The 25789-nt window shown below is 35.1% G+C and carries 25 protein-coding genes, 1 tRNA gene and 1 pseudogene; 17 read left to right on the forward strand and 10 right to left on the reverse strand.

Annotated features, from left to right (window positions below):
- Positions 1-21: 21 nt before the first annotated feature.
- Positions 22-1458, forward strand: coding sequence for an ATP-binding protein (locus QPL79_RS02765; protein WP_285273252.1), 1437 nt, complete (start codon positions 22-24; stop codon positions 1456-1458).
- Between the two features lie 32 nt (positions 1459-1490).
- Here QPL79_RS02765 and QPL79_RS02770 read toward each other — a convergent pair whose 3' ends face one another.
- Positions 1491-1766 carry a hypothetical protein gene (locus QPL79_RS02770; protein ID WP_285273253.1) on the reverse strand — a complete coding sequence of 92 codons (276 nt, stop codon included), beginning with the start codon at positions 1764-1766 and terminating at the stop codon, positions 1491-1493.
- Positions 1767-2036: 270 nt separating this feature from the next.
- On the opposite strand from QPL79_RS02770, the gene pyrG reads away from it, so the two are divergent.
- The 4 genes from pyrG to QPL79_RS02790 all read left to right on the forward strand — a co-directional run bounded on the left by pyrG (position 2037) and on the right by QPL79_RS02790 (position 7081).
- On the forward strand, positions 2037-3650 hold the full coding sequence (gene pyrG / locus QPL79_RS02775) for a CTP synthase (protein WP_285273254.1): 1614 nt from the start codon (positions 2037-2039) through the stop codon (positions 3648-3650).
- 143 nt (positions 3651-3793) lie between these two features.
- Positions 3794-4822 carry an RsmB/NOP family class I SAM-dependent RNA methyltransferase gene (locus QPL79_RS02780; protein WP_285273255.1) on the forward strand — a complete coding sequence of 343 codons (1029 nt, stop codon included), beginning with the start codon at positions 3794-3796 and terminating at the stop codon, positions 4820-4822.
- Positions 4823-4887: 65 nt separating this feature from the next.
- Positions 4888-6240, forward strand: coding sequence for an NAD(P)/FAD-dependent oxidoreductase (locus QPL79_RS02785; protein WP_285273256.1), 1353 nt, complete (start codon positions 4888-4890; stop codon positions 6238-6240).
- A 7-nt stretch (positions 6241-6247) separates the two neighbouring features.
- Positions 6248-7081: a geranylgeranylglycerol-phosphate geranylgeranyltransferase gene (locus QPL79_RS02790; protein ID WP_285273257.1), complete on the forward strand. Its 834-nt coding sequence runs from the start codon at positions 6248-6250 to the stop codon at positions 7079-7081.
- 4 nt (positions 7082-7085) lie between these two features.
- On the opposite strand, the gene QPL79_RS02795 is transcribed toward QPL79_RS02790, so the two are convergent.
- The 3 genes and pseudogenes from QPL79_RS02795 to QPL79_RS02805 all read right to left on the reverse strand — a co-directional run bounded on the left by QPL79_RS02795 (position 7086) and on the right by QPL79_RS02805 (position 9844).
- The gene (locus tag QPL79_RS02795) at positions 7086-7619 is read right to left on the reverse strand and encodes a cob(I)yrinic acid a,c-diamide adenosyltransferase (RefSeq protein WP_285273258.1); all 534 of its coding nucleotides are present in this window, start codon (positions 7617-7619) and stop codon (positions 7086-7088) included.
- A 293-nt stretch (positions 7620-7912) separates the two neighbouring features.
- Positions 7913-9211, reverse strand: coding sequence for an RNA-guided endonuclease InsQ/TnpB family protein (locus QPL79_RS02800; protein WP_285273259.1), 1299 nt, complete (start codon positions 9209-9211; stop codon positions 7913-7915).
- A pseudogene (locus QPL79_RS02805) lies at positions 9195-9844 on the reverse strand (IS607 family transposase). Before QPL79_RS02805 ends, QPL79_RS02800 begins: the two are co-directional and overlap by 17 nt.
- 704 nt (positions 9845-10548) lie before the next feature.
- Between QPL79_RS02805 and QPL79_RS02810 the strand changes: the two are divergent.
- From QPL79_RS02810 to amrB, 5 genes are all read left to right on the forward strand, one after another.
- Positions 10549-11469: a hypothetical protein gene (locus QPL79_RS02810; RefSeq protein WP_285273260.1), complete on the forward strand. Its 921-nt coding sequence runs from the start codon at positions 10549-10551 to the stop codon at positions 11467-11469.
- Between the two features lie 190 nt (positions 11470-11659).
- Complete coding sequence (locus tag QPL79_RS02815) at positions 11660-12562, forward strand: hypothetical protein (protein ID WP_285273261.1); 903 nt, start codon at positions 11660-11662, stop codon at positions 12560-12562.
- A gap of 29 nt (positions 12563-12591) precedes the next feature.
- Positions 12592-12834: a ubiquitin family protein gene (locus tag QPL79_RS02820; RefSeq protein ID WP_285273262.1), complete on the forward strand. Its 243-nt coding sequence runs from the start codon at positions 12592-12594 to the stop codon at positions 12832-12834.
- A gap of 23 nt (positions 12835-12857) precedes the next feature.
- Positions 12858-13673: an aldo/keto reductase gene (locus tag QPL79_RS02825; protein ID WP_285273263.1), complete on the forward strand. Its 816-nt coding sequence runs from the start codon at positions 12858-12860 to the stop codon at positions 13671-13673.
- Positions 13674-13690: 17 nt separating this feature from the next.
- The gene (gene amrB, locus QPL79_RS02830; protein WP_285273264.1) at positions 13691-14593 is read left to right on the forward strand and encodes an AmmeMemoRadiSam system protein B; all 903 of its coding nucleotides are present in this window, start codon (positions 13691-13693) and stop codon (positions 14591-14593) included.
- Between the two features lie 11 nt (positions 14594-14604).
- Here the strand turns inward: amrB and QPL79_RS02835 are convergent, their stop codons facing one another.
- From QPL79_RS02835 to QPL79_RS02845, 3 genes are all read right to left on the reverse strand, one after another.
- Complete coding sequence (locus QPL79_RS02835; protein ID WP_285273265.1) at positions 14605-15303, reverse strand: PDDEXK family nuclease; 699 nt, start codon at positions 15301-15303, stop codon at positions 14605-14607.
- A 10-nt stretch (positions 15304-15313) separates the two neighbouring features.
- Positions 15314-16330, reverse strand: a complete 1017-nt coding sequence (mvk, locus tag QPL79_RS02840) for a mevalonate kinase (protein WP_285273266.1) — start codon at positions 16328-16330, stop codon at positions 15314-15316.
- An 87-nt stretch (positions 16331-16417) separates the two neighbouring features.
- Positions 16418-18277: a threonine--tRNA ligase gene (locus QPL79_RS02845; protein ID WP_285273267.1), complete on the reverse strand. Its 1860-nt coding sequence runs from the start codon at positions 18275-18277 to the stop codon at positions 16418-16420.
- A 151-nt stretch (positions 18278-18428) separates the two neighbouring features.
- Here QPL79_RS02845 and radA point away from each other — a divergent pair, with 151 nt between their 5' ends.
- The 4 genes from radA (at position 18429) to QPL79_RS02865 (ending at position 21570) form a co-directional block, all read left to right on the forward strand.
- Positions 18429-19385, forward strand: coding sequence for a DNA repair and recombination protein RadA (gene radA, locus QPL79_RS02850; protein ID WP_285273268.1), 957 nt, complete (start codon positions 18429-18431; stop codon positions 19383-19385).
- A 38-nt stretch (positions 19386-19423) separates the two neighbouring features.
- Positions 19424-20197 carry a hypothetical protein gene (locus QPL79_RS02855; protein ID WP_285273269.1) on the forward strand — a complete coding sequence of 258 codons (774 nt, stop codon included), beginning with the start codon at positions 19424-19426 and terminating at the stop codon, positions 20195-20197.
- Between the two features lie 74 nt (positions 20198-20271).
- A complete protein-coding gene (locus tag QPL79_RS02860; protein ID WP_285273270.1) occupies positions 20272-20772 on the forward strand; it encodes an HIT family protein in 501 nt (166 codons plus the stop codon).
- A 171-nt stretch (positions 20773-20943) separates the two neighbouring features.
- Positions 20944-21570: a mechanosensitive ion channel domain-containing protein gene (locus QPL79_RS02865; RefSeq protein WP_285273271.1), complete on the forward strand. Its 627-nt coding sequence runs from the start codon at positions 20944-20946 to the stop codon at positions 21568-21570.
- 151 nt (positions 21571-21721) lie between these two features.
- Here QPL79_RS02865 and QPL79_RS02870 read toward each other — a convergent pair whose 3' ends face one another.
- Positions 21722-21874: a hypothetical protein gene (locus QPL79_RS02870; RefSeq protein WP_285273272.1), complete on the reverse strand. Its 153-nt coding sequence runs from the start codon at positions 21872-21874 to the stop codon at positions 21722-21724.
- Between the two features lie 80 nt (positions 21875-21954).
- On the opposite strand from QPL79_RS02870, the gene QPL79_RS02875 reads away from it, so the two are divergent.
- Both QPL79_RS02875 and QPL79_RS02880 read left to right on the forward strand, forming a co-directional pair.
- A tRNA-Arg gene (locus QPL79_RS02875) sits at positions 21955-22032 on the forward strand.
- A 346-nt stretch (positions 22033-22378) separates the two neighbouring features.
- Positions 22379-23500 (forward strand): cupin domain-containing protein, encoded by a 1122-nt coding sequence (locus tag QPL79_RS02880; RefSeq protein ID WP_285273273.1) that lies wholly within the window; start codon positions 22379-22381, stop codon positions 23498-23500.
- A 318-nt stretch (positions 23501-23818) separates the two neighbouring features.
- Here QPL79_RS02880 and QPL79_RS02885 read toward each other — a convergent pair whose 3' ends face one another.
- Entirely contained in the window at positions 23819-24184 is a 366-nt protein-coding gene (locus tag QPL79_RS02885) for a M67 family metallopeptidase (protein WP_285273274.1), read from the reverse strand.
- 172 nt (positions 24185-24356) lie between these two features.
- Between QPL79_RS02885 and QPL79_RS02890 the strand changes: the two genes are divergently transcribed.
- Positions 24357-24938 (forward strand): TMEM165/GDT1 family protein, encoded by a 582-nt coding sequence (locus QPL79_RS02890; RefSeq protein ID WP_285273275.1) that lies wholly within the window; start codon positions 24357-24359, stop codon positions 24936-24938.
- A 2-nt stretch (positions 24939-24940) separates the two neighbouring features.
- Here the strand turns inward: QPL79_RS02890 and QPL79_RS02895 are convergent, their stop codons facing one another.
- Complete coding sequence (locus tag QPL79_RS02895) at positions 24941-25432, reverse strand: GIY-YIG nuclease family protein (protein WP_285273276.1); 492 nt, start codon at positions 25430-25432, stop codon at positions 24941-24943.
- Positions 25433-25789: the final 357 nt, after the last annotated feature.

A 25789-nucleotide genomic window follows, 5' to 3' on the forward strand; every position in this document is an offset into this window, starting at 1 on the left:
CTATTTTGTGGCTGTGGCTATATGGAGTTGATGAGCAATAACGTTAGGAGAGAAGGTAAACTATTGATAGAATCCATAGATAGATTATTACCAAGTGATTTAAGGGGGTTTATTGTAACACAACATGTTCTTGGTGATGGTGATGAAACAACACTGCTACTAACTCCTAGAATTGTGTCAGTACTTTATAGGGGTGTGCAGAAGAAAATAATAATGTTTAAGGATAAAGAATATTATCAAAGAGTTTTCAAGTCTCTTATAGCGAACTTTAAGCAACTTGTTCTACATATAGCATCTGAAATGAAGTTGTTAGATATAGACTTGGCGCTGATTTCAATATTAAATGAAGATAGTGTTTCGGCTATATCAATAATATACAACCAAAGTTTTGTAAATTCATATACAGAATATGTAAAGCAAAATGTTAATAGCATTGCCATAATTTTAACTAATAGAAATACTAATTCTGGTGATGCATTAAGCAATAGCATTAATTTTCTAAACAGCAATGTAAAGAAATACTACAAAATGTTAGCAAAACACCTACAATTCAATAGTCTTCACATAATTGTTCTAAGTCTCGATACCGAAAATGTTTTAAAAATTAAACTCAGGGATGATTATGGAAAAGACTCTTCTCTCACAATACCAATTAACAATCCATCATGGGAATTCGACAACTTGCCTGATCGCATAAAAGAAGATCTATATACTCTTGTAATAGAACCTATAAATACTAATGCACAGTATGCTCCACGTGGCATAATAATAATTGGTCCTCCTGGCGTTGGAAAGAGTGTAACTGCTGAAGCTATAGCAAGTGAACTTAGAAAAAAGATTGTGAGAATAAACCCAGGTGTATACAGGTCTATGTGGTATGGAATGACAGAGAAAATGCTTTTGTCACTATTTTCTTCACTTAAAAGAAAAAAGGATGTGGTTATTCTTGTTGATGATGCAGATTTCCTTGTAAATAGGTTTAATGCTATACACGAAGCTTTTATTGCTGAAATGAATATGTGGCTAAATATACTACAGGATAGGGAGAGACCTCTTATAATAATGACAACAAACACTCCAGATATCATGGACCCTGCACTAATGAGACCAGGTAGGCTAGATGTAACAGTGTTTATGGGGTATCCAGATAGAAAGATGAGAGAGAAAATAGTGTCTAATCTTTGCAAAAAGTATAGAGTGAAGTTAGCAAATGAGATTCTGATTAATGATTTGATATTAAGAACTAAATGGTTTAATGCTGCAGAACTTGATTCACTAGTTAGAATTGTTGCAAGTAAGGGAAGAGGTGTAATAACAGAAGATTCACTTGAATGGGCTTTAAGAAAATTCCATATAAACTATGGGGAGAGAAAAATAATTCAGGAAAGCATTGAAAGTTATGCATCAAAAATGCCAAATGTTGTAATATCATATATCCCAAAAGAACATGAAATATAATATCTAAATCTTATTCAACACAGTTGTTATTACTAATTTGTTTCAACCTTAATTTCCTGAGCTAGATCATCTGTAACTGAGTTACTAACCCTCTTCTTTACTACTGCAACAAAAACAATTGAATCGCCAACATCAACAGTATAAGCATACCCTTTCTTTATATGAGCACTTTTCATTAAGACAGATAGTAAATTCACGTCGTTTCCACTACTTGATCTCTTGAAGCTTATGTAGTTATTGAGTGATACTAAAAGAGCTGCTATTAACAAAGCCAAAGTTGCAATTAATAGCATGTTTGATGTTATCATTAACAGCACCATAGATATTTATTGAAAGTTTTGGATTTATAAAATGGAGGTGGGCATGATCTAATATTACAAAAGAATACAGAGGTAACACATTATTGAATGTATTATCCAGATATTTTCATAGAATATTCTTATGCATTTTCCACTAGTGCTTCTAGTGAAGCAAAGGTTTTTCCTATAGGTGAATTGAAAAACAATAGTTTCGGCTATCTCCTTGTTTTCCAAAAAGCTCAAAACTATTTTTAGCTGCTAAAATTTACAATAGGGCTTATGACTAAGTACGTATTTGTAACAGGAGGAGTGCTAAGTGGTGTTGGAAAAGGTGTTACAACAGCATCTATAGCGATGCTATTTCAGTCTATGGGCTATAACACAACCATTATTAAGATAGATCCTTATTTGAATGTTGATGCTGGCACCATGAATCCATATGCTCATGGAGAAGTTTTTGTAACTGAAGATGGTGGTGAAACAGATCTTGATATAGGTCACTATGAAAGATTTTTAAATAAAGACTTGAGCAAGAAGAATAACATTACAGCAGGTCAAATATACTATGCTGTTATCATGAAGGAGAGAAGAGGAGAGTATTTAGGAGCAACTGTGCAAATTATTCCACATGTAACGAATGAAATTAAGCAGAAAATTAGAGATGTTGGAAAGGAGTATAACGCAGATATGGTATTTGTTGAAATTGGGGGAACTGTTGGTGATATTGAGAGTTTACCTTTTCTTGAAGCTGCAAGGCAAATGAAGCTAGAGGAGGGGTTTAACAATGTTGCATTTATTCATGTTGCCTTAGTTCCAACATTAAAGACTACTGGTGAGCAGAAAACTAAACCTGTTCAGCATAGTGTTCAGGAGTTGAGGAGAATAGGAATACAGCCAGATATCATAGTTGCTAGATGTGAAAAACCTTTGAATGATGAGGCTAAGGCGAAAATAGCTCTTTTTAGTAATGTGCCTCCAGAAGCTGTTATATCAAATCATGATGTGAACAATATTTATGAAGTTCCAATAATATTGATGCATCAAAATATTCACAAGATTTTAGCAGCAAAGCTTTCACTAAATTATGTAGAGCCAAATATATCTCCATGGCTAAGCTTTTTAGAAAAACTATCAAAAGCTACTCAAAGCATTAGAATTGCTATGATAGGAAAATATACAAAGCTTAGAGATAGTTACATAAGTATTGTCGAGGCAATTAAACATGCTTCAGCATATGAAGGTGTAAAACCGGTTTTTAAATGGATAGAGTCAACAGATATTGAAAATGGATATGTGGATATTTCAAAAGAGCTTGAGGATGTTGATGGAGCTATAATACTTCCAGGTTTTGGAAAGAGGGGTGCAGAGGGTAAGATAAAGGCAGTTCAACTTCTACGGGAAAATAATGTTCCAACACTTGGTCTTTGTTTTGGTTTTCAATTAATGGTTGTGGAAATAGCTAGAAATGTTGCTGGTCTTGCTAATGCGAATAGTACTGAATTAGATCCTTCGACACCATATCCAGTTATAGATTTGCTACCATCACAAAGAGAAATAGATTTTTTAGGAGGATCTATGAGGCTTGGAGCTATAAAGATAAAACTGTTCAAGAATAGAAAAGTTTATGAAGCATATGGAAAAGAAATTATTTCAGAAAGACATAGACATAGATATGGAGTAAACATAAAGTATATAGACAGAATTGAGTCAACAGGATTTGTTATTAGCGGTGTTAGCTTAGATAATGAAAATGTGATAGAGTTTATGGAGCTTAGAAATAACTTTTTGTTCATTGGAACACAGGCTCATCCAGAGTTTAAGAGCAGACCGTTAACACCCTCACCAATATACCATTACTTTATAAGTAAAATAGCCTCAAAAATAAGAAAATGAGAATAAGACTTGCTGTATGCAATAAGCGAAATAGACTATAGCAATTACATGATGAAACTTACAAGGAGTGAGCATTTTTGCAATGATCGATGAACCCGCGGCTGATCACAAAAGTATTGTCTTAAGCAAATCGGCTGAGCATTATGCATGAAATATCTGTAGGTATCAATAACATTTTGAAGGACATAACTATTGATTTCATATCTGAAGAAGCTATGTATTTAGCTAGAAAATATGGATATGCACCATACATGGTTGAAAGATATTTAAGAATGTTAGGATATGAAGAGGCGTTGAAATTAATAGAGTCCTTTGAAAATTTTAGGAAAAGAATTGCAATACTTTGCAACTACCTAAGATATGACTGTGATAAGCTTTCGAAGAAACTTGAAAATATGAATTTCGTGTTGAAAAACATTCAATGGTGTAACTATTGCTTATATATTGAGACAGCTCCTTCATCACCTTCAATAGGATCAACTCATGAGTATTTGAAAGGCTATTACTATGTGTATAGAGATCAAGCATCTCTCATACCACCTCTGATACTAAATCCTGAGAAGAATTCAATAACGCTAGATATGTGTGCAGCGCCTGGTGGAAAAGCTGCTCACATCATGTTATTAATGGAGGATACAGGACTTCTTATAGCTAATGATATTTCAAGAAGAAGATCCATATCACTACTTTCACATTTCATAAGAATGGGGTTTAAATCATATATTGTAATAAATGAGAATGCCATTGAGCTTGTTAAAAAGTTTGGAAAGGAGAAATTTGATTATGTTCTTTTAGATGCGCCATGCAGTGCTGAAGGAGGTATAATGTTTGATCCTAGTAGAAAGACCAAGACTTCTATAGAGGTTTTAGCCAAGCTTGTAGAAAGAGAGATCAAGCTTCTTCATACAGCATTGCAATTAGTGAAGAGAGGCGGTAGAGTTGTATATACAACATGCAGTATTGCTCCAGAAGAAAATGAATATGTTGTTACAAAAGTACTTGAACATTATGATGGAATTGAGGTTGAGGAACCAAGACTTAATTACTGGTCAAACGGATTTACAAAATTCTTGAATATAACATTTGATTATAGAGTTTCAAAGTGTATTAGAATTTGGCCTCATAGACATTTTATGGAGGGATATTTTATATGTTCGCTTGTCAAAACTTAATCAATGTTTAAATATTTGAATAATGCTGAGTAAGAAAAAATTGTATTTGATATGGGTGAAGATTTATGAAATACGATGTTATTGTCGTTGGAGGTGGTGTTGGAGGTTTATATGCATCCTATGCTCTTGCTAAAAATGGTTTAAAAGTTGCATTAATAGAAATGAAGAATGAGGAAAGCATTGGTGATAAAGTTTGTGGTGATGCTATTGGAGAGCATCATTTTGTTGAATTGAATCTTGAACCACCAATCCCAGGATTTGATAAGGATCATGAATATGATGGTGTTATGCTGATTTCACCTGATGAACTATATAGTATTTCTGTTAAGGGAAGGGGATATTCCCTCAATAGAAGAAATTTTGGGTTAAGACTTTATAGAATGGCTATTAATAATGGTGTTGAAGCTTATCTTGAACACTTTTTTGTAAAGCCTTTAGTTAGTGGATCAAGAGTTTTTGGCGTAATTGCAAAAGATAAGAGTGGTTTTGAGAAGAAATTCGAAGGAAAAGTTGTGATAGATGCTACTGGTGCTGCAGCTGCTGTTAGAAAAAGCCTTCCACGCGAGTGGTGGATTTCTATTGATATTCCAAATGAGGATTACAATATTACCTATAGAGAAGTCGTTGTTGGGGATATTGATGTTGATGAAAGATATGCATACATATATCTCAATGTTGATGTTGCTCCAGGAGGTTATTGGTGGCTATTTCCAAAAGGTAGGGGTATTTATAACATAGGATTGGGGGTTCAGTGGAAGAAAAATGCGCCAAACCCAAAAACACAGTATAACAATTACATCTTGAGCAGATTCAAAAACAAAGTATCTGAGGTTATTCATCGTGGAGGAGGTGTTGTTCCAACAAGAAGGCCCATACCATGTATGGTTTGGAATGGTTTTGTTGTTATAGGAGATGCTGCAGCCACTGCTAATCCTGTTCATGGCGGTGGAATAGGCTCCGCTATGCTAAGTGCTAAAATAGCTAGCGATGTTATTGTAGAGGCTTTGGAGAAAGGTGATGCAACAATAGACAATCTTTGGAGTTATCACACAAAATTCCATAGAGCATATGGAGCAAAACAAGCTTCATTGGACGTGTTAAGAATGTTTCTTCAAAGGATGAGCAATAGCGATTTAAACTTTGTGTTCAAATCAGGTCTTGTTAACGGATCTGAAGTATATGACATGGGTTCCAAAGGCGTGTTAAGCACCTCAATAATTAGTAGAGTGAAAGGCTTTATAGCATTAGCATCAAGACCGGGCTTTCTAACAAAGCTATATAAATTAAAGCAATACATGGACAAAGCTATGGAGCTTTATCTTAATTATCCAACGACACCAGGGGAGTATGTTAGGTGGCTTGAAAGTGAACAGAGGCTCTTTGAAGAGTATAGAAGTTGGCTTGCTGAGAAGGTGTAAAATTCCTATGTTTATAAAGAGAATTAGAGCCTGGTTAAATATAATAAGAATTGGAAATAGCATTGCTCTTGGAGCAGCAGCTATAGTTGGTTATGTTGTTGGTGGAGGGACAAGTATTTTTAATATGATTAAGGTGTTTTTAACAGCATTTTTTATTGGTGGTGGTGGAAATATAGTAAATGACTACTTTGATAGAGATATTGATGCTGTTAATAAGCCGTGGAGACCTATACCAATGGGCTTAATAAAACCTGAAAAAGCATATATAGCATCATTATTATTTTTCTTTATAGGTTTCCTTATATCCGTGCTCTCATCATATATCGGTAGTGTTATTGCTTTATTTGCTATTTTTCTTGTTTACATGTACTCATATCGTTTAAAACGCATATTGCTTATTGGAAATTTTGTAATAGCATTTTTAACTGCTTTGAGCATAGTATATGGATCACTTTTTTCTTCTTGCAATATACATGCCATTTTAACAGCAACATATGCATTCTTGTTCAATCTTGGAAGAGAGTTTTTGAAGGGAATAGAGGATGTTGAAGGAGATAAAAAGTTTAATGTAAAAACACTTGCAACAGAATATGGAGCCTCAACTGCTTTTAGAGCTAGTTTAGCTGTTTATACAATTCTTCTAACCTTAAGCATACTACCCGTACTTTATTTGCAATACAGTCTTACCTATATGATATTTGCATTAGTTGTAGATGTTGTTATAATATATGCTCTTATGAATGCTAAAAGTCTTGAACCATCCAAAGCGTTGAAATCAACAAGATTTTTAAAAATAGCAGCTTTTGCTGGTTTACTAGCATTTCTTTTCCATAATATTTAAAAAATTATAGCAGGTCTTCCTTCACATTGATAATAACATTAACATATAAAGCAAGAAGATATAGCAAATCCGATAATCTATTTAAATATACATATGTTTTTTGATCCAACAATCCTTCTCTAAGCATTCTAACTGCTCTTCGCTCAACTCTTCTACAAACTGCTCTAACAAAATGCAACAGAGCTGAGCCAATTGACGCACCAGGAACAACGAACCTGGGATAAATAACGACTTTATTAGAGAAATCATCTATGAGCTTTTCAATTTCACTTAGACTTTGAGCATCAATTGGTGAATCTACCTTACCCATTAATGCGACATAGCTTGCAATATGCATAAGCTTTCTTTGAATATCGTCTAAAATAGTAACTAAATCCGTAATATTATATTCTTTGAAAAAAGCCTTAACAACACCTATCAATGAAACAAGCTCATCCACCTCTCCTTCAAACTCTATAACTATAGAATCCTTGGAAACTCTTTTAGAGCCAAGATCAGTAAAACCATCATCACCTCTATGACTTGCTTTAAAAACCAATGTTACTTACCCATTTCATTGTTTTCATTATAATGCTTAATAGTATGCAGCTAAATATGTTATAAAGTTTTAATAACTTATTGAACTCAATGCTAACAACAATTTTACATTCAATTACTTCACTAAATTCCAATGTAGAGTATATGTTACATCAAAAAGTTCATTATTTATAGAGCAAGAAGTATTCAGATTCAATACCATTATATAACATTATTTAATTCTAATTATTTAAGAGACATTGTTATATAATCAATTTCTTTCTTTATGTAGGCATATAGCAAATCCGTTTGTCCCTAGAGGGTTGTTCCGTGTTTTTTAGGGTTGTTTAGGGTTGCCTCTAGGGACTTCCACCTCGCCCACAGGTCACGTGCTATTACTGTGGGCTCACCGGCGGCGGTCGAGCCCAACGGCACGGGGCTCCCATCTAGAGGAGACGCGCCCAGGCTTGGAGCATTGCTCCCATCGCCTAGGCGGGTCTTAAAGAGGAGGTTCCAGCATGCAACTACATCGCGGTGCCATAGTTCACCTCCTCTACTGCATCTTCCTATTCTAGAGCCATTACCATAGTTTATTGGGGCATTGTGTATTGGACACGTCTTAGAAGTGTTCTTTGGATTAACATAAACCACCGGAACACCATACTTCCTAGCCACCTCATCTATTGCTTTCTGAATACCCCTGAAGGATGCTTGGTAAATCCTATGCCGCAACTGCTCATCCCTAATCCTCTTAATCATGTTGTTGGCCGGTCTTCTATCCAGCTTCTCGAGGACAATGGCATATTGCCTCTCATAGGCGGCTCTGACTATAATGTTTGCCGTCTTCCACCTAATATCATTCTTTTTCTTCCTCTCCTTAAGTCTCCTCATAACCTTTCTCTTAGCCCCCGACCTCACGTCATACAGTTTATCGTACTTCTCCTGTATCCTCTTCCTGCGATAGTAGTAACCTAGGACAAGCTTCTCAATATCTGTTTTGAGGAGGTAGGCAGTGCCATCAACCAGTATGGTAACGTTGTTTTCATTCACATCAACAGATAGGTGACCTTTAGGTTCATACATTCCAACCTCCTTAACGAACATTAAGTTGATTATGAGTTGCCTATTTCTCTTATCAAGCTTTACCCGGGCTTCACTCGCTAGTCTCCATCCACGATTAATATACCTCCAATACTGCCTATGAGAGTTGAACTCCACTGTTACCCATCCCTCATGGGTCGCTATCTTAATAGAGGTCAAGCCACCTGGCTTCCACAGGTGGTCGTCGAGCCAGATACTGACTTTCCTAATCTCTGGGTATTCTTTCTTAGCTAAACCCAATCTCTTCAGTCTCAGGAAGCCCCTAACTCTTGCAGACGCGTCCTGGCACGCAGTGTAGGCGTAGTGTGAGGGCAGGTGCTGGTAGAGACCCCTCAGCTCCCGGTACTTCAGCGCCTTAAGCTTCGTGAAAGAGGATACACCCTCCCTCACAGCATATAACGTGAGCTGCTCGACCATGTTCCGGTACATACCCTCGAGCTCGACGAAGACCCTGAAGAGTTTTCGTGGGAGAGGAGGTGTTTCAACAACAACGGTTCTAGCTACTCTCGCCACTGCCCTTCTCGACCTCTTCTATTAGTTTTTTGAAGCCCTCGACGAGCTTCTTTTTCTTGTGACTCCTCATACCGTAGAACCTGCTTGCGAAGGACGTGACTATCTCTAGCAGTTCTTCCACTAGCTCCTGGTGGGCGTTTTGGGCTCCTCACCGAGAACAACCTCTATTCTGACTCCGTATTGCTTGAAGAAGTACTCGAGGTACTCAAAGCCAAACCTCGTTAACCTGTCTCTGTAGACAACTACCACAACGACCACCCTTCTATTAACGACGTAGTCGAATAGCTTGAGCAAGCTCCTCCGATTAGTCTTCAAGCCGCTGGTCACGTCGCTTAAAATATCGACTACTCTATAGCCCTTGGCTGAGCAGTACTGCACTAGGTGCTGGATCTGCCTCTCGAGATCGCTCTTTTGGTCGCTAGAGCTCACACGGGCATAAATAATAGCTCTAACTTCTTTAGCTTCTGATTTCCCTCCAAGAATACGCTCAACCTCAGAGTATAGTATTCTTATCCTGCCACTAGGCGTTCGTACAATATTCACTCTACCTTCAGAAACCCACCGCTTAAAAGTCCTATAGCTAATTCCAACAACCTCGCAGAACTCCCTGGGCTTCAACAACTTCTCAAACATTCGACCCTAACCATCTATAAAATTCCCTCAATAACACTAATAAATATTTCTGCCCCAATACCATAGCCACAGTTGGTACATTTATAATTCTTTAGAATATCTAATTCATTGACTAGGGAAATAATTAGATATTGTTGTTTTCTAAAACACATGGGGCATTCAATCTCAAGTTCAAGATATATCCAATTCTCCATTAAATCTATCCAAAGTATTTTAATGGGGGATAACTCGAAAAATATGGGCTGTTTCATTGTTGATGATGAGGCGTGAGGTTTATAAGCTCTGGTTTTGCTTGTGTTTGTAGAGCTCTGAGGGGCGATGGGAGCGTTGCTCCAAGCCCGTAGGCTTCAACGTAGATGGGAGCCCCGTGCCGTTGGGCTCGACAGCCACCCATGAACCCATGCTGATAGCACGTGATGCATGGGCGAGGTGGAAGTCCCTTGACGCAACCACAAACAAACATGAACTAATAGGGATGAGCGTCAAGGGACAAACGGGAATTTCTATATCGAATTTATTCATAATACCTAATACCTTGGAGCTTATCTATTAGCCTTAAGTGATACACATTATATTCCCTTGTAATTTATGGGAATAAAATGACTATAAATAGTTACCTAATCACAAGTTCCGCTATAGCATTTTTAACTGCTATAATTAGGGAAAAACATCATTTCATTCGTCACATTGGAATGCTGAAGATTATGAACATTGATGATTTATATACTCTTTGCAAAATGATTAAGAAGTATGTCAAGTGGTTATCTTCTTTAAAAGCAGAAAAATGTTTGATTACTCCAGTAATAGGAGTAGCACCTTACATAGCTAAAAAGAATAACATGTTGTTTATAACACGTGAAATTTTGATTGCTTTTAGAAGAGCTTATGCAACAGATCCATATAGCATTAACTACTTAATTCTTGATAGTGGAGATTGGATTAGCAAGATGATTAAAATATTCAATGAATGTTTTATCGATAAACGCAATATGAACGTGGAATTTGTTGTTTACTATGATCCTATAGATCAATGGCCATTGCTATTAAATTACGTACCAATTATAATAGTATGGAAAGTTGATGATATTTTAGCTAATACAAATTGCAATGAATTTCATTTAACACAGTTCACAGGATTTAAAATGTTTGGAAGTAAATTGATTAACAATGACTTAGTTGAGACAACAATTATATCTCCATACAAAATAGATTTAGATAATATATTCGAATACAATTGCACTTCCCCAGTTTGCATAGATTTTTCTAAAAATTCAGACTATTCCTATAAATCAGAATATGAATTTCTTGAAAAACGTGTATTAAAAGACATTGGAAAAATGAAGCATATTGACAAAATTTTTATTGAGGTTTGGTCTTCTCGCATCTTTCTAGAAAGAGACATTACGAATGCATATATTTGGTTTTATAAACCTTCACAAGAAACTATAACACATCTTATAAATAGAATAGAAAACATGCGTACGAAGTTCTTGAAAATATCATTACCTTATCCATTATTTGCAGAATTAGGAGTTCTAAACACTGATAAACCTAGGCTCTGGCTTTCACATATAATAAAATCAATTGTAGTTAATTCCAAACCAAAAATTGAAATAATAACATAGTTAAAGATATTCAGTGAGGTTCAAACTCATCATAAATCAGTGTTGAGCGCCTCATCACAAAAAACATTTACTTGATACAAAAGTAAAAAGTGTTAATACTTCATTACACAACTATCTAATTGTTTAAAACACTGCTTCAGAAAATATTATTTACTCTATAGTTTTTGAGAAACATAAATGTGTTGCTGAGGTGAGTCCTATAACTATTTCCATAGGTTACGTAGGACCATTAAAAATAGGGTATGATTATAATTTAAGAAGCTTTGAAAATGTGATTTTTCTAAAGCCCTTGGTTAAAAATGTTACAGAGTTCTACATGCAGTACTTAGTAAATGAAAGTATTGTGAAAAAACGAAATAGAAAACACTATATTATTGATGCTAATGTCATTGAGAACATTATTGACCTGGATTTTCCAATAGAGCGCTATATTGGTAAAACTGGGGAATCTAGAAACTTTGTAATGCCAAGTTTCTTTGAATTCGCCAACAATATATACTATCAAAATGAAACAATTCTTCAGAAACCTGAATTTGTTTCAGCATTTGTATTCTTTACTCAAAACATTTTAAGAAGCTTAAATAAGCTCAACCCTTCACTAATTGTTATTGTAGACACCATATTATCTAAAATTGTAGATGAATCTGGAAATATTTCTTATGGATTTAAGGACATGTTCATAATTGAGTCATACCTATATCTAGCTGATGCATATAACAATAATTTGTTATTGTATGTTGAAAATTTAAAAGGAATTGATAAAATTATCGAAAAAATTCTGAATGAATCTAATAAAATAGGTATTGCATTAAACATTGAAAGCGTATTGAAAACAGGTATACCGGTAAACATAATGAACATGATCAAGTACAATATTGTTAGTGATATAGGTATAGGCATAGCTATTTCATTGCATAGATCAGTTAATCCAATGGAAATAGAGGTTTTGCAAAAACTTTATAGTATTTATGAAAATAAAATGTTTGTATTGATAGTAAATGCAGAGCCTTTTATAAAGAATCCTATAGATATATCTGGTAATCAATTACATGAGTTTATAGCAAATGTGCTTAAAAAGAATTTAAAAAATTAACTAGGTATGTAAATGGGGTTTATAATGATATGAGGAAGATAACAGTAAAACTAATAGGTTTTGGACAAGCCCAGAATAGAATCTTATCAATCGAGATAGACAATATTACGGTTTCTGACTTAATTACTGAAGTTTCCAAAATTGTGAAGTTTGATGATGTGAGTATAGACGAGTTTATAGCAATATGTAATAATGAGCAGCTTTATCTAGATGATAAAATTCCTGAAGAATGTCAAGAAATTGAGTTATTCCCATTTGCAAGTGGGGGTTAGAGAACGTTTTCAGGTGCTTTACTTTGGTTGAAAACAATGTTTCAAAATATAGAAAGGTTTTGGGGAAAACTGGGGAGAAGATATCTCCACTTGGATTTGGAACACATAACATAAGAGATTTCATAAATGCTGAAAAAGCTTTGCTTAAGACAATAGAATATGGTATAAATGTTTTTGAAATATCTGAAACATATGCAAATGGACTAGTAATTGAGTTTTTTGGAAGATTTTTAACTAAGATAAAAAGAGATGAGGTATTTATAGTTTTTAGAGTTTCACCACTAATCTTAGCAAATCCAAATACTGCAGAGATAAAATTCAAAAACATTCTACAAAAAATGAATATAAGTCATGTTGATGTTATAATGCTTGGATGGTACGAGGATGCCATACCACTGGATTTTCAGCTAAGATCTCTGGAAAGAATTGTTGATTCTGGATATGCTAGATACATTGGTGTAAGTGGTTTAAAGTTGAAGCAGCTTTCAAATGCTTTAAACATTATGAAAAAACATGAAATTGCAATGATTCAGAACAAGTACAATGTTTTGGATAAGCGTATAGAGAAAGATCTGATACCATTTGCTATTAAAAACAACATTACTATACAAGCATGTTCTGCTCTTGAAAAAGGACATGCTTTGAAACATCCAGTTGTTATACATATTGCAAGTAAATATGGGAAAACACCTGCACAAGTTGCCTTAAGCTATATATTTTCTAAACCAAATGTTGTAGCTCTCATAAAAAGCGAAAACATAGATCATGTAATAGAGGATATAATGTCATTAAATCTTGTATTGAGTGAAGAAGATTTAAACGCTTTAAAATCTATATAATGCTTTAGTGATTAGATTTGAGAGAAGGTTTTATTAGAGAGCCACAAGCTGCTGCATGGGGTTTTTACTCATATAACAAAAACCAGCTCTTAAAAGAATTAGAAAGTGCATTTACCAACGCAAGGTTTGGTCCTGGATCACTACCAAAGAAGAAACAAGGAGAGGTTATAATTATTGGTGGTGTTGTACCCCATGCTGGATATAGCTACTCAGCATATTGTGCTGCATGGTTTTATAAAGAACTTGCTGAAAATAAACAATCAGTAGATACCGTGATTTTGATTGGAACAAACCATACAGGATTTGGCAAAACAATAACAACAACAACTTACTATGCTTCATGGGCAACACCTCTGGGTCTTGTTGATATTGATAAAGAATTCATTAACATGTTGAAAAATGTGTACACGGGTTTAGATGATGATGCACTAGCACATACACGAGAGCATTCACTGGAGGTTCAACTACCATTTCTTCAATACATATACGAAAACAAATTTAGAATTGTGCCTATAGTTGTTAAAAATGTTTCTTATCAAGAAGCGAAGGAATTTGCAAAAGCATTGAAAGATGTAGGAGAAGCCCTTAAGAGAGATGTTGTTGTTATTGCTTCTTCAGATTTTACGCATCATGGTTCAATATATGACTATGTACTATTCCATGTAAATATATCTCAAAATGTTAGAGAACTTGACAAGAAGTTTATAGATGCTATATTAGATCTTGACACGAGAAAGTTTCTAAAACTTATAGAGGATTATAATGCAACCGTATGTGGGTTTGGAGCAATAGCTATTGCAATGGAGTATGCAAAGCTTGTTGATGGTAAGGCGAAGTTGTTGAAGTATTATCACTCAGCTGATGTTACTGGAGATGAGGATATTGTAGTAGGATATGCATCTATAATGTTTTATAAATAGAGTCTTAGTAGTTATTTTACATAGCATCTATTCTCAATTCTTTTTAGTTCTAGAGAATCCATGTAAACATCTATATTTGATAGAAAGTCATTTAAAAATCTTAAGGATACTATTGGAATTCCTTTAAAAGCCCATGTTGCAGATGTATAAAGTGTGATTATTATAGGTATGAAGAATTTTACTTTACGAATTACAGGAATATCTGAAGCTACCCACTCGCAATGCTTCAGAAACTTGTCTATTCTTGTCATATGATCTTCAACAATTTTTGCTATGGAGAAGCCTCCAATACGTCTTCTCCAATGCTTACATTCAATAATGAATCCAATTCCCTTTACAACATCAATTGCTAGTACATCTATTTGGAAATGCGATATCCTTTTATGTGTATAGCTAGATGTATAATCTAAACCAGTTGTTCTTAGCTTTGCAATTATATATTCCTCAAATTCTCTCCACTCTATATAGTTAGCAAATCTTGTAATGTCTATAGGCATTTTTTCTTCTATAAGCAATAGAAACTCTACTGGTTTTTCCAAATAGATATAAACATCATCACTAATCAAAAAACCTTCTTTTAAACCTTCAGCAATAAGATTTTCTAGATTATTTCTCTCATTAGATTTTAAAACGCTTTTAAGTTTCACATCAAGCTTTTTATACTTAAAAAGATGTTCTATCAAATCACTTGCCATTATATAATTCGACATTTTATCACATCTACTGCTTCTCTAAAATCTCTACACCACTAAATCCAAGACTTGTTGCGACAACTGTAGCGCCAAGTGTTTTTACGACACTCTTCAGAATTTCTGCATGCTTTTCATCTCTAGCTAATGCAATAAATGCTCCTCCACCACCAGCGCCAGAAGTCTTTGCCCCTAAAGCACCTGCTTCTCTAAGCATATTAACTATTACATGATGCTCCTGAGTTACAACACCTAGTGCGTCAAGTAATCCATGATTTATGTTCATCAACATTCCAACTGATTCCACATCCCCTCTTAAAATATAGTTTTTAGCCTCTTCAACAACACCACCAATAGCATCAATAATGTGAGTCATACTTTGAAGTTTTCTCAACCGCTCCTTTACAACTCTTACAAGCATTCCCGTCGTAAATCTCTTTTGTGTATAACCAATAATAAAATTCATTTTTATTGGCGATTCAATGAACTCCGCCTTAGGAGTCGATGGATCAATATATCTAATGCCACCAAACGTTATGGTGTATGTATCCATAGGACTGGCTGCACCTTGAACTCTTTGCTCCGTAGCCCAAGAAAGTTTTGCAACAAGATTTTTTTCAACATCAGTTGTCGAAAGATATGATGCTAAGCAAAGCATAATGGTTCCAACAGATACAGCGGCTGATGTTCCCAAGCCCACTCCAGTTGGTACAGGACTTTTTAAGTCAATTAAAAATCCCTTTCTTTTACCTGGTCTAACCTCATCCTCACATATATCAAGTGCTGTGGTGATATAGTTGATAAACTTTTTTATAGTTTCCTCATTTGTTTTAACTTCAATTATTTTTGTATTTTTTCTATCAAGAGCCAGACTTTCTATGGGCAATAAAACATTATTAAATGTTATAATAAGTCTATCACCATCTATATCCATTGCTTCAATACTAACATGAATTGGTAAAGTAGATGCTATTGCAGGTTTTCCATGTACTACAGCATGTTCTCCAAATAGTGTTACTTTTAGTGGAACTCTAATAAAGAACTTCACAATGAATACACCATGAGAATTCAAAGAATTCATATAATCAGAGGAGGTTCATATCATCATTTCATCAGTGTGGGCAACAGTTCATCACTATGGTTTTACAGGCTGAATATAGCTTAGTGTGGGTCTTTTGCTTAAATAGATGGGCATGGCCATACTAACTTTTGGATACCCTTCTAATTCTTTCTCAAGAACTTTAATAAACTCATCTATTGTCATGCTTTTTTGCACTCCCTCAGTTCTGATCCTAACATTTACTGTATTTGTTTTAGCTTCTCTTTCACCAACAACTACTACATAGGGTATCCACTCAACTCCTGCATCACGAATTTTTTTACCTAAACTCTCATCCCTATCATCTATATCAACCCTAATTCCATGCGACATAAGTATTTGTGCATTCTTCACTGCATACTCTAAATACTCTCTAGATACGGGAATTACCCTAACTTGTATTGGTGAAAGCCAAAGTGGTAATGTTGGTGGAACACCTTCTTTTTCCTTTTTCGCAATAGTGTCAAAAACCATGTATATATATCTCTCTATAGAGCCTATAATAGCAGTATGTATTATTACAGGATATTTCTCATTACCATTTTCATCAATATATCTTATGTTAAACCTTTTCGCGTTTCCAACATCTATTTGCCATGTCGCTATTTCCCTTGGTCTATTAAGCTCATCGATTATCACATACTCAACATTTATAACCCAGTAGTATATGCCTGCAGGATACACCGTTACAAGTACTGGCTTACCCTCATTTTTAACAAGCTCTACAATAAAGTTGAAATGTGTATTGAGAAAATCCTCTGTAACATTGTATATAGCTAAATACTCTCTACCAACTTTCCTAGCTTCCTCAATAATCTTGTTTCGTACAAGAAGAGCTATTTTCTTAGCCTCCTCAAGATCCTTTGTCAATATATGCAAATCAGGCATGTGAAATCTTCTTAGCCTAAACCCCAGAACAAGTTCACCACTTTGCTCATACCTATAACTATCAGCTACTTCAAACATTCCAAGCGGAAGATCTTTATAGCTCAAGACCCAGTCTTTTAATATTGAAAATTGCTGATAGCATGCAGCAAATCTAAGAATAAATCTATCTACATCCATTTCAACTTCATACATTCTTTCTCCAAACAACTCAGCATGCTGTTTAACAGCTTCAGCATTTAAACTAAACATGTTTGTGCCCTTAACCCTAAAAACTGGTATTCCAAGATCATTTGCTGTATTCCAGGAATATTGGGAAACAGCTTCGAATATTATAGTTGCATGAGGTTCAAATCTCATATGACCCTTATCTGAAAGATCTTCCCATTCAAAACCAAATTTTCTTAGATATTGGTAAACCTTGCCCTGACCACCCTCAACTTCTTTTCTAAACACCTCCTTCTCAACAAGTATTTTAAATTCATCATCTTTAAAACTATATTCCTCAGGCTTTATTAAAGCACCTTCAGGTGTTAGAATGTAATACTTCTTCTCAATAGATCTTCTAGTGATTTTTTCAACTGGTTTTATAGTCTTAGACAACTCACTTAGTGGATGTCCATAACAATGAAGCTTAAACTCTTTATACCATCCAAATGGAGCTCTATAAACCTTGTCTTCACCTACCAACATCCTTAATCTGTTAGCAAATTCATCAAGAATTTTCTTAGCTGTTTCAGGTGGTGCTAAAGAAGATGATAAGTGTGCATATGGATAAACGAGAATGTTTTTGGCTTCAACATTTTTATATGTTTCTAAAACTTGTTGTACTGCATTCTCAATAACAGCTTCAACATTTTTTTCATCGCCTTCTTCAATAGTTGTGAAAACAACAAGAACGTTCTCAAGATTTTTCTCAGCAATTTCATCTGTAATTGCCTCAGCTTTCTCAACAGCTTTTTCTCTTGCTTTATACCAAAATTCTTTAGCGTGTATAAGCAGTAATCGCAACGATTTTGCACCACATGGTGTGTGAATACTATTTTTATGCAAAATGTTTCTAGTTCAATATAAGGCTTTTTGAATATGGTTTGTTTCGCTCTAGACTCTAACAATATATTAGCTTTTTTCTAATATATTAGCACTGAGTTTGGGTGAAAGTGTGTCTGCAGCTGAGAGAAAGGTGAAGAGCTTAGAGGATCTTGGAATATCATCTACAATACTTAAAAAACTGCAGGAAATGGGAATAACAACTATAGAAGCACTAGCTGCTGCTAACCCACAAGAGCTTAGTCAAAATCTTGCCATTCCTCTTCCAACTGTGCAAAAACTTGTATCACAAGCAAGAGCTGCTCTTGGTCTCGGATTTAAAACAGCTTTGGAAATAAAGAAGGAGAGAATGAGCCTACCGAAAATAACTACAGGTAGTAAGAATCTTGATAACCTGCTTGGTGGAGGTGTTGAGGTTAAAACAATAACAGAGTTCTTTGGTGAGTTTGGTAGTGGAAAAACTCAGTTATGTCACCAACTTGCAGTAAATGTTCAGTTACCACTTGAGAAAGGAGGTCTTAGTAGAAAAGCTGTATATATCGATACTGAAGGCACTTTCAGATGGGAGAGAATAGAGGCAATGGCAAGAGGGCTTGGTCTTGATCCAGATAAAACAATGGAGAACATCTTTTATGTTAGAGCTGTTAACAGTGATCATCAAATGGCTGTTGTTGAGGAGCTAAAAGAGCTTATTCCCAAAGAAGACATAGGACTTGTAGTAGTAGATTCAGTAACAGGTCATTTTAGAGCTGAATACCCAGGACGAGAAAATCTTGCAGTAAGACAGCAAAAACTTAATAGACACCTCCACCAATTAATGTCTCTTGCCGAATTATTTGATGTTGCTGTTGTTGTAACGAATCAGGTTATGGCAAGACCTGATGTATTCTATGGAGATCCAACAACAGCTATAGGTGGTCATGTACTTTATCACGCACCTGGTGTTAGAGTTCAGTTAAAGAAGAGTAGAGGTAATAGAAGAATTGCAAGAATTGTTGATGCACCACACCTACCCGAGAGTGAAGCTGTTTTTGCAATAACTGAAGTTGGTATTAGAGATCCAGAGTAGTAGTAACGTTTCCAATTGAGAGTATTGGAGATAAAGCTTTGGAGACGGTAATAGAATATGTTATAGCTATCGTAGCACTATCTTCATTTGTTCTTGCAGGTTTTTTCGATTGGAAGACTAGAGAAATTAATCCAAAGATATGGATAATTCCCATATCTACTGGTGTTGCAATGAATGCTATCTACATATTCCTAATGAAAAACCATTGTGTTAACAGCATTTTGCTTTTTCAAATAGGTATAACAACATTCTTAGTTATTCTCATAGCTGTTCTAGTCTTTGTTTTTAATCTTCTTGGTGGAGCAGACTTCATGGGGATGATCTCATTTGCTGCTTTATATCCATTTAATAGACTGTTTGCATGCAATTACAAAATGTTTACAGAAAACAATATTTACATCTTTTTACTTAATTTCTTGCCTCCAATACTATGGCTTTTAATAATCCATTCAATCATCATGGTGTTATTCATTCTAGAAAATGCTATTTCCAACATTATTAAATATAGGGAAATTCAGCAACTTAACCTTTCTCTATGCAGAAAACTATTTCTTATAGTTTTCAATAGGTTTATGCGTGTAGAGGAGTATTTGAAGAAAAAATTCTATTACCCTGTCTATGTTCCAGGTATTATCGATAGACTTACTTTCAACATATATGAAGATGATGATGCATGGAAAAAGAAGTTGGAGAAACTACCCAAAGATACTATAATTGTTGTTTCTTGGGGTATTCCAATGGTTTCTTTTCTATCTATTTCCATAGCAATTTACGTAACTTTGTACATGATGTTTTACTTGTCTATTACTTGATTTATGAAAAACTTTAATAGAGGTTTGATTAATATGTGAGTTGAAGCAATGATTGAGTTAGGTGACAATGCCTCGTGACTAGTGAAAGAAAGATTTTGTGGGCGCCATGGAGAGAATCTTATGTGGTGCAGTACCACAGTGGTGAATGTATATTTTGCAAGGCGCTAAACCAAGATGATGCTACAAATCATGTCGTTTATAGATCTAGATACAGCATAGCATTGTTGAATAGATACCCCTATAACAATGGCCATGTAATGATTGCTCCAACTAGGCATGTACCAAGTTTTGAAATGCTTTCTGATGATGAGTTATTAGACTTGGTTAAAACCGTGTCAATTGTTTTAAAAGCTCTTAGAAATTGCTATAATCCGCAAGGCTTTAACATTGGTGCTAACATTGGTAAAGCCGCTGGGGCCGGAATAGAGGGTCATTTGCATATACATGTTGTTCCAAGATGGAATGGAGATACAAATTTCATGCCTGTTATAGCAAATGCAAAGGTGATTCCAGAAGATCTTAATGCGAGTTGGAGAAAGATTAGAAGCTGTTTGGAGAAAGCTAGTTCAGAATAGAGCCCCTCATCACATTTTCAGATTTGCTACATAACATCACTTCAAACACATTTTAATCTATGTTTTGCATCCTTAAAAAGTTTCTTCACATCAGCTTGTCTAACATTTAATCCCCATATCCGCAAAGTTTATAATTTAGGAAAGGATGTAGTGAAGTGGGTGTAAAGGTGCATGGCCCAGCAACAACAGTTATCCTCTAGCGAAATTGCCAAGAGAGCTTCAGCTTCTATTGTAAGGGTTGTGCTATATATTGTGTTGTATGTGCTTATCTTTGCTGCTGTTCACTATGTCATATCAACTTTGTTACCTCAACACAATATAGTGGTAACTGATTATGAGATCTATGTACAAATATTGCTTGCTTTGCTGTTTGGCTACCTGATTGTTAGCGGCATTGCAACATTCTTTTACTGGGCAACAAGAGCAAAATATGATCATCCAACAGCTGCTGCCATAAGAAATGTTGTTAGAATAGTTGGTGTAGGTGCAATGGTTGCTGCAATAGCTGGAGGGGTTGCTGGAGGTGCAGCCGGTGTTGCGCTAGGAGGTTTTCTTGGTATTGTCATAGGCTTTGCATCGCAACAAGTTTTGGGACAGGCAGTAGCAGGGCTTTTCCTATTAATTGCAAGACCATTTAGAATAGGTGATAGCGTTGTTATTGCTGGTGAAGATGGTGTCGTAGAAGATGTTGCAACACTCTTCACAACAGTAATTAAAGCTGATGGAACAAGAGTCCTAATACCAAACAACACAATAATAGGAGGAAAAATATATCTAAAACCAAAACAAACACAATAAACTTTTAGCCAAAAACAAATCCTTTTTTTAACAAACATCTAAAATCATTACAACAATTGAAAGTCTCGTCCTTTGGGGTGGGGATGGAAATTTGTAAGCTATGTGTTCTCTGATATCTCTGATGATGATTGGTATGTGTGAGTCTCGGAGGTTAATCTCTAGCAATACTCAATAGAAATACTAGATGCATATGGTCAAGTCTATGCCTCCAAGGCAATGATAAATCAATAACCCAAGCCCCGAGAGGAGTAGGGGCGACGGGTCGGAGACCAGGCCCAGAACCAAACCCTCCCAGCTCTAACAAGAACCCTCACCCTTAAGAGCGAGGAGAAGGTCAGCACATACTACAAAGCTGATAAACTTCTTTGTCAAAAACTATAGAAAGGGCCCGTAGCTTAGCTTGGATAAAGCGCCGGCCTCCGGAGCCGGAGACCCGGGGTTCAAATCCCCGCGGGCCCGCCATGTAATATGTTGTGAGCAAAAATGAGAAGATAAAGCATGTGTCTTATTATAATTGCAATTTATGTTTTATACATAAATGTTTGACATGATATACTGCATGAAGTGTGCCAATGATATATGATGTCAATACACAAAAATAGTTACTCTGATCTTAACAATAATGATGAGCTCGGACTGTGCAATTATTTAATATTGAAAATATTAGATAATTACAATGTTATTTGAGTTTTTGGTTGTACTTAAAAATCATTTATTTCCTTATTTAATTTTATTAGTTTCATTAACTAAGATTTGTTATTGTTAAGTTTTTAAAGCTATATAAAAGGAGGTAATGTTTGGGGTGCATATGGATTTTGAGAAGCTCCTACAGAGAGAACTTGAACTCAATGATGGCATACTAAAATTGAAACCTAATTTTGTAGCTAGGTTTTATCCTTCACTAGGTAGACTTGGTGTTAAGAAGAATTATGTTGAGGGTTTGGGATGGTTTAGTGAACGATGGCTAGCTTCTTGTGTATCCGTACTTGGCTCAGAAACCTATGGCTTATCAAAAATTGTGTTTACTCATGAGGCTGAGGTTGCAGAAATGTTTTTTCGAGATGCCATAAAAGCATTACCTGAGGTTCTTCTTGGACCCTATGCTAAATTAAATAACTACTCTTTTGGTGTTCTAACAAAGTTATTGGATCCAGGAGTGCAAATACCGTTGCATTTCCATGCCATGGAATATCACGCGAGAAAATATTGGCGTTCTAATCCCAAAGAGGAAGCATACTACTACTTACCACATGAAGAAATAGGGCCAACACCATACGTACATCTAGGTCTTTTTCCAGATGTTTCAGAGGAGGAAATACTGCAGCGTTTAAAGCAGTGGAGTGATGACACCATCTTAGATTATTCCCCAGCTTATCTATGTAGAGTTGGAGAAGGTTTTCATGTGCTTTCAGGAGTACTACATGCACCATGTACTCTCTTGACACTTGAAGCACAAGAAGAATCTGATGTTGGAACAATTCTACAAGCTTTATGGAATGGCAAGATCTTGCCAAAGGAACAATTCTTGTTAAATGGCCCTAAAACAGAAGAGGAAATACTAGAAATGATTAATTGGGATGTAAACAAAGACCCCAAGTTTCACAGAAAGTATCGATTAAAACCAGAAATTATTACCGAAACCAATGAATACATTGAAAAATGGATTTTCAACCCAATTAAAATAAGAAAATTTGCAGGAAAGGAGATAGTAATAAAGCCTGGTTCAAGTATCAAATTTAGTGAAAAAGGGCCTTTCCTACTCTATGTACATAGTGGAAAAGGAAGAGTAAATAACATCGATGTTGAAGGAAAGAATGTGGGAAAGGATGAGCTATTCATATCCTATGAGGGAGCTAAGGAATATACAATCACTAACACTAGCAACGAGAATTTAGTCGTATATAAGATTTTTCCACCAAACGTATACTAAAATGAACTTTAGACTTTTAAATACTCTTTAACTTGATAGTTTGCATAATCTTGAAAACTGAAACTATAAAAGTATAGAAAAGTCAATTCTAAAACCCTAAAGTTTGCAAACCTTAGGTAATTAAGGGCAATTGTCTTAGAAAAATCTTTTGCATATTATTAAATAGATTGCTTCTCCTAGATGGCAGAATTTATCATATTCATTAATCTTGCAATCAACAATATTTTTATCTTCTAATTAAGCTTACATTGAATTTCTTCATGATAGTTAATAATTCACCTGTGAATCACATATAAAACATTATATTTTTATTATCCTTTAATTAAAATAATCTTCCTCAACAATCTCAATTTCCTCTAAACCTTTTTCTTTATTGTATGTCCAGGCTTTGTAGGAACCTTTAACATTGTTTATTATTATCCACGGTACTTCCCATAATCTCATGTTTTTTAAATCGAGGTTGCTGGGTACAGGATCCGCGGGATGGCTATGAATAAGAGCTATTATTTCAAGTCCTTTCCCCTCTGCTTGTTTATAAACATTGTACATGCACATGGGATCTGCTAAAAACTCTGTTTCTGGGTTTTTAGCAATGTTCTTGCATTCAATTATATCCACAATTCTATAAGCACTTACCTCAATCTTTCCAATGCCAAAGAATATTCTCTCAATGTGTGAGTTCATGCATTTACTTATTACTTCCCTAAATTTTTCTGCTTTCACATAGATTTTCATTTTCGTTCAAATAGTATTGTATTATGATGCGCTTTATACTTTTTGGTAATTGATGTCTATGTTATTCTTATATTAATCTATGCTTATATTTTTGTCTTAGGCATATTAAAAATTGATGAATATGATAAGTATTAATGCATTGGTAGAGATTTTTACTATAGCTTTATCTGTGTTTTTTGCTGAGTTGGGGGATAAAACAATGCTTTCTACAGCTTTTCTTGCTTTGCATACTAGAAGGTTTTTAGCTATTTTCATTGTTTCTCTAAGTGCTTTTGTAGCTGCAAATATTTTGCCTATTTTTCTTGGTTGTTTTATTGGTGGTTTTGTAGAGAATTATTTTACGAGGATTGGTGCTGCCATAGTTTTTATGTTTATTGGTTTCTGGATTTTGTTTAGCAAAGACAAAGGCTTTGCAAATATAAGTAAAGGGCTTGCATCATGTTTCTTTGCAGTATTCTTGTCTGAGCTAGGCGATAAGACTCAGCTAACAGTAGCTTCCTATGCAATGATTTTTAGAGATCCGATCTCCACTCTTCTTGGTGGCGTAATTGGTTATGCTCTTGCAAATGCTATTGGAGTTATTTTAGCAAAACTCATTGGTATTAAAATAAGTTATAGAGGTATTAGATTTGTGGCTGGAGTAGCTTTCATAGCTATAGGGCTAATGCTTTTATTATACATAGTTTTAGTGAATAAGCCATAAAACTAATGATGAACTGATTCTTCGAGACCAAGTTTAAATGGTTTGAGACCAAGAAAATTAAATATTTCTAGAAGAGTCTCAAAACATTGATCTCTACTACAAACACACTTAAACAAGTGTGTTAAAGAATTTTTATCTGATGAGCCAAAGCTTAATACTCCCACATCCCAACACTTATTAGTTGCTATAGCATTTGCAAGTTTTTCTTCAAAATCCTTTGCTGTTTCAGCATAGATGATATAAATGGGAACAACTTCCTGCCGTGTTGTTAGATAGTCTATGTGCCACCAAAGCCTCTTCTTATTCTTTCTCAAATGATGCTTTAACCTAGCTCCGATACCACCAAATCCCCTGGCAGAACCAACATAGCCATAAAGACCAGAAGCTATACATGGTTTTCCAAGAGAGTTTATATCCAAGCAAACACGGCTTCTAATCTCAAGTACAAGCACATAAATACCTGGAACATTCAAATTACTTGAATTCTTTAACATCTACGACACATTAAAACATTTTTAACAAAGACAGAAATAATATAAAGCTGTGATAACAAAACTTTTTACCAAAGATGATGAGTGACTTCAAATCAGATAGATGAAGAGCTCCATCCCTTACTGAAAACCTTATATACCTGCTAACAAAAAATACTAGTGCCCCGGTTGCCCGTGCAAAACCCCCGATGTCCCGGGGTTGTAATGAGCACGGAGCGGGTCACCCCCGGCATTTTATACATAACTTTACATCTAGCATAGGTGGTGAAGCTTTCAGTTGAAGATTTAATAAGTTCTTTATTTCATATTTCTTAGTAATGATGATAATGTTTAGTTATCGGTTGTTTCCAAGAGCTTAAT

It is taken from the genome of Ignisphaera cupida (assembly GCF_030186535.1).
Taxonomy (GTDB): Archaea; Thermoproteota; Thermoprotei_A; order Sulfolobales; family Ignisphaeraceae; genus Ignisphaera; species Ignisphaera cupida.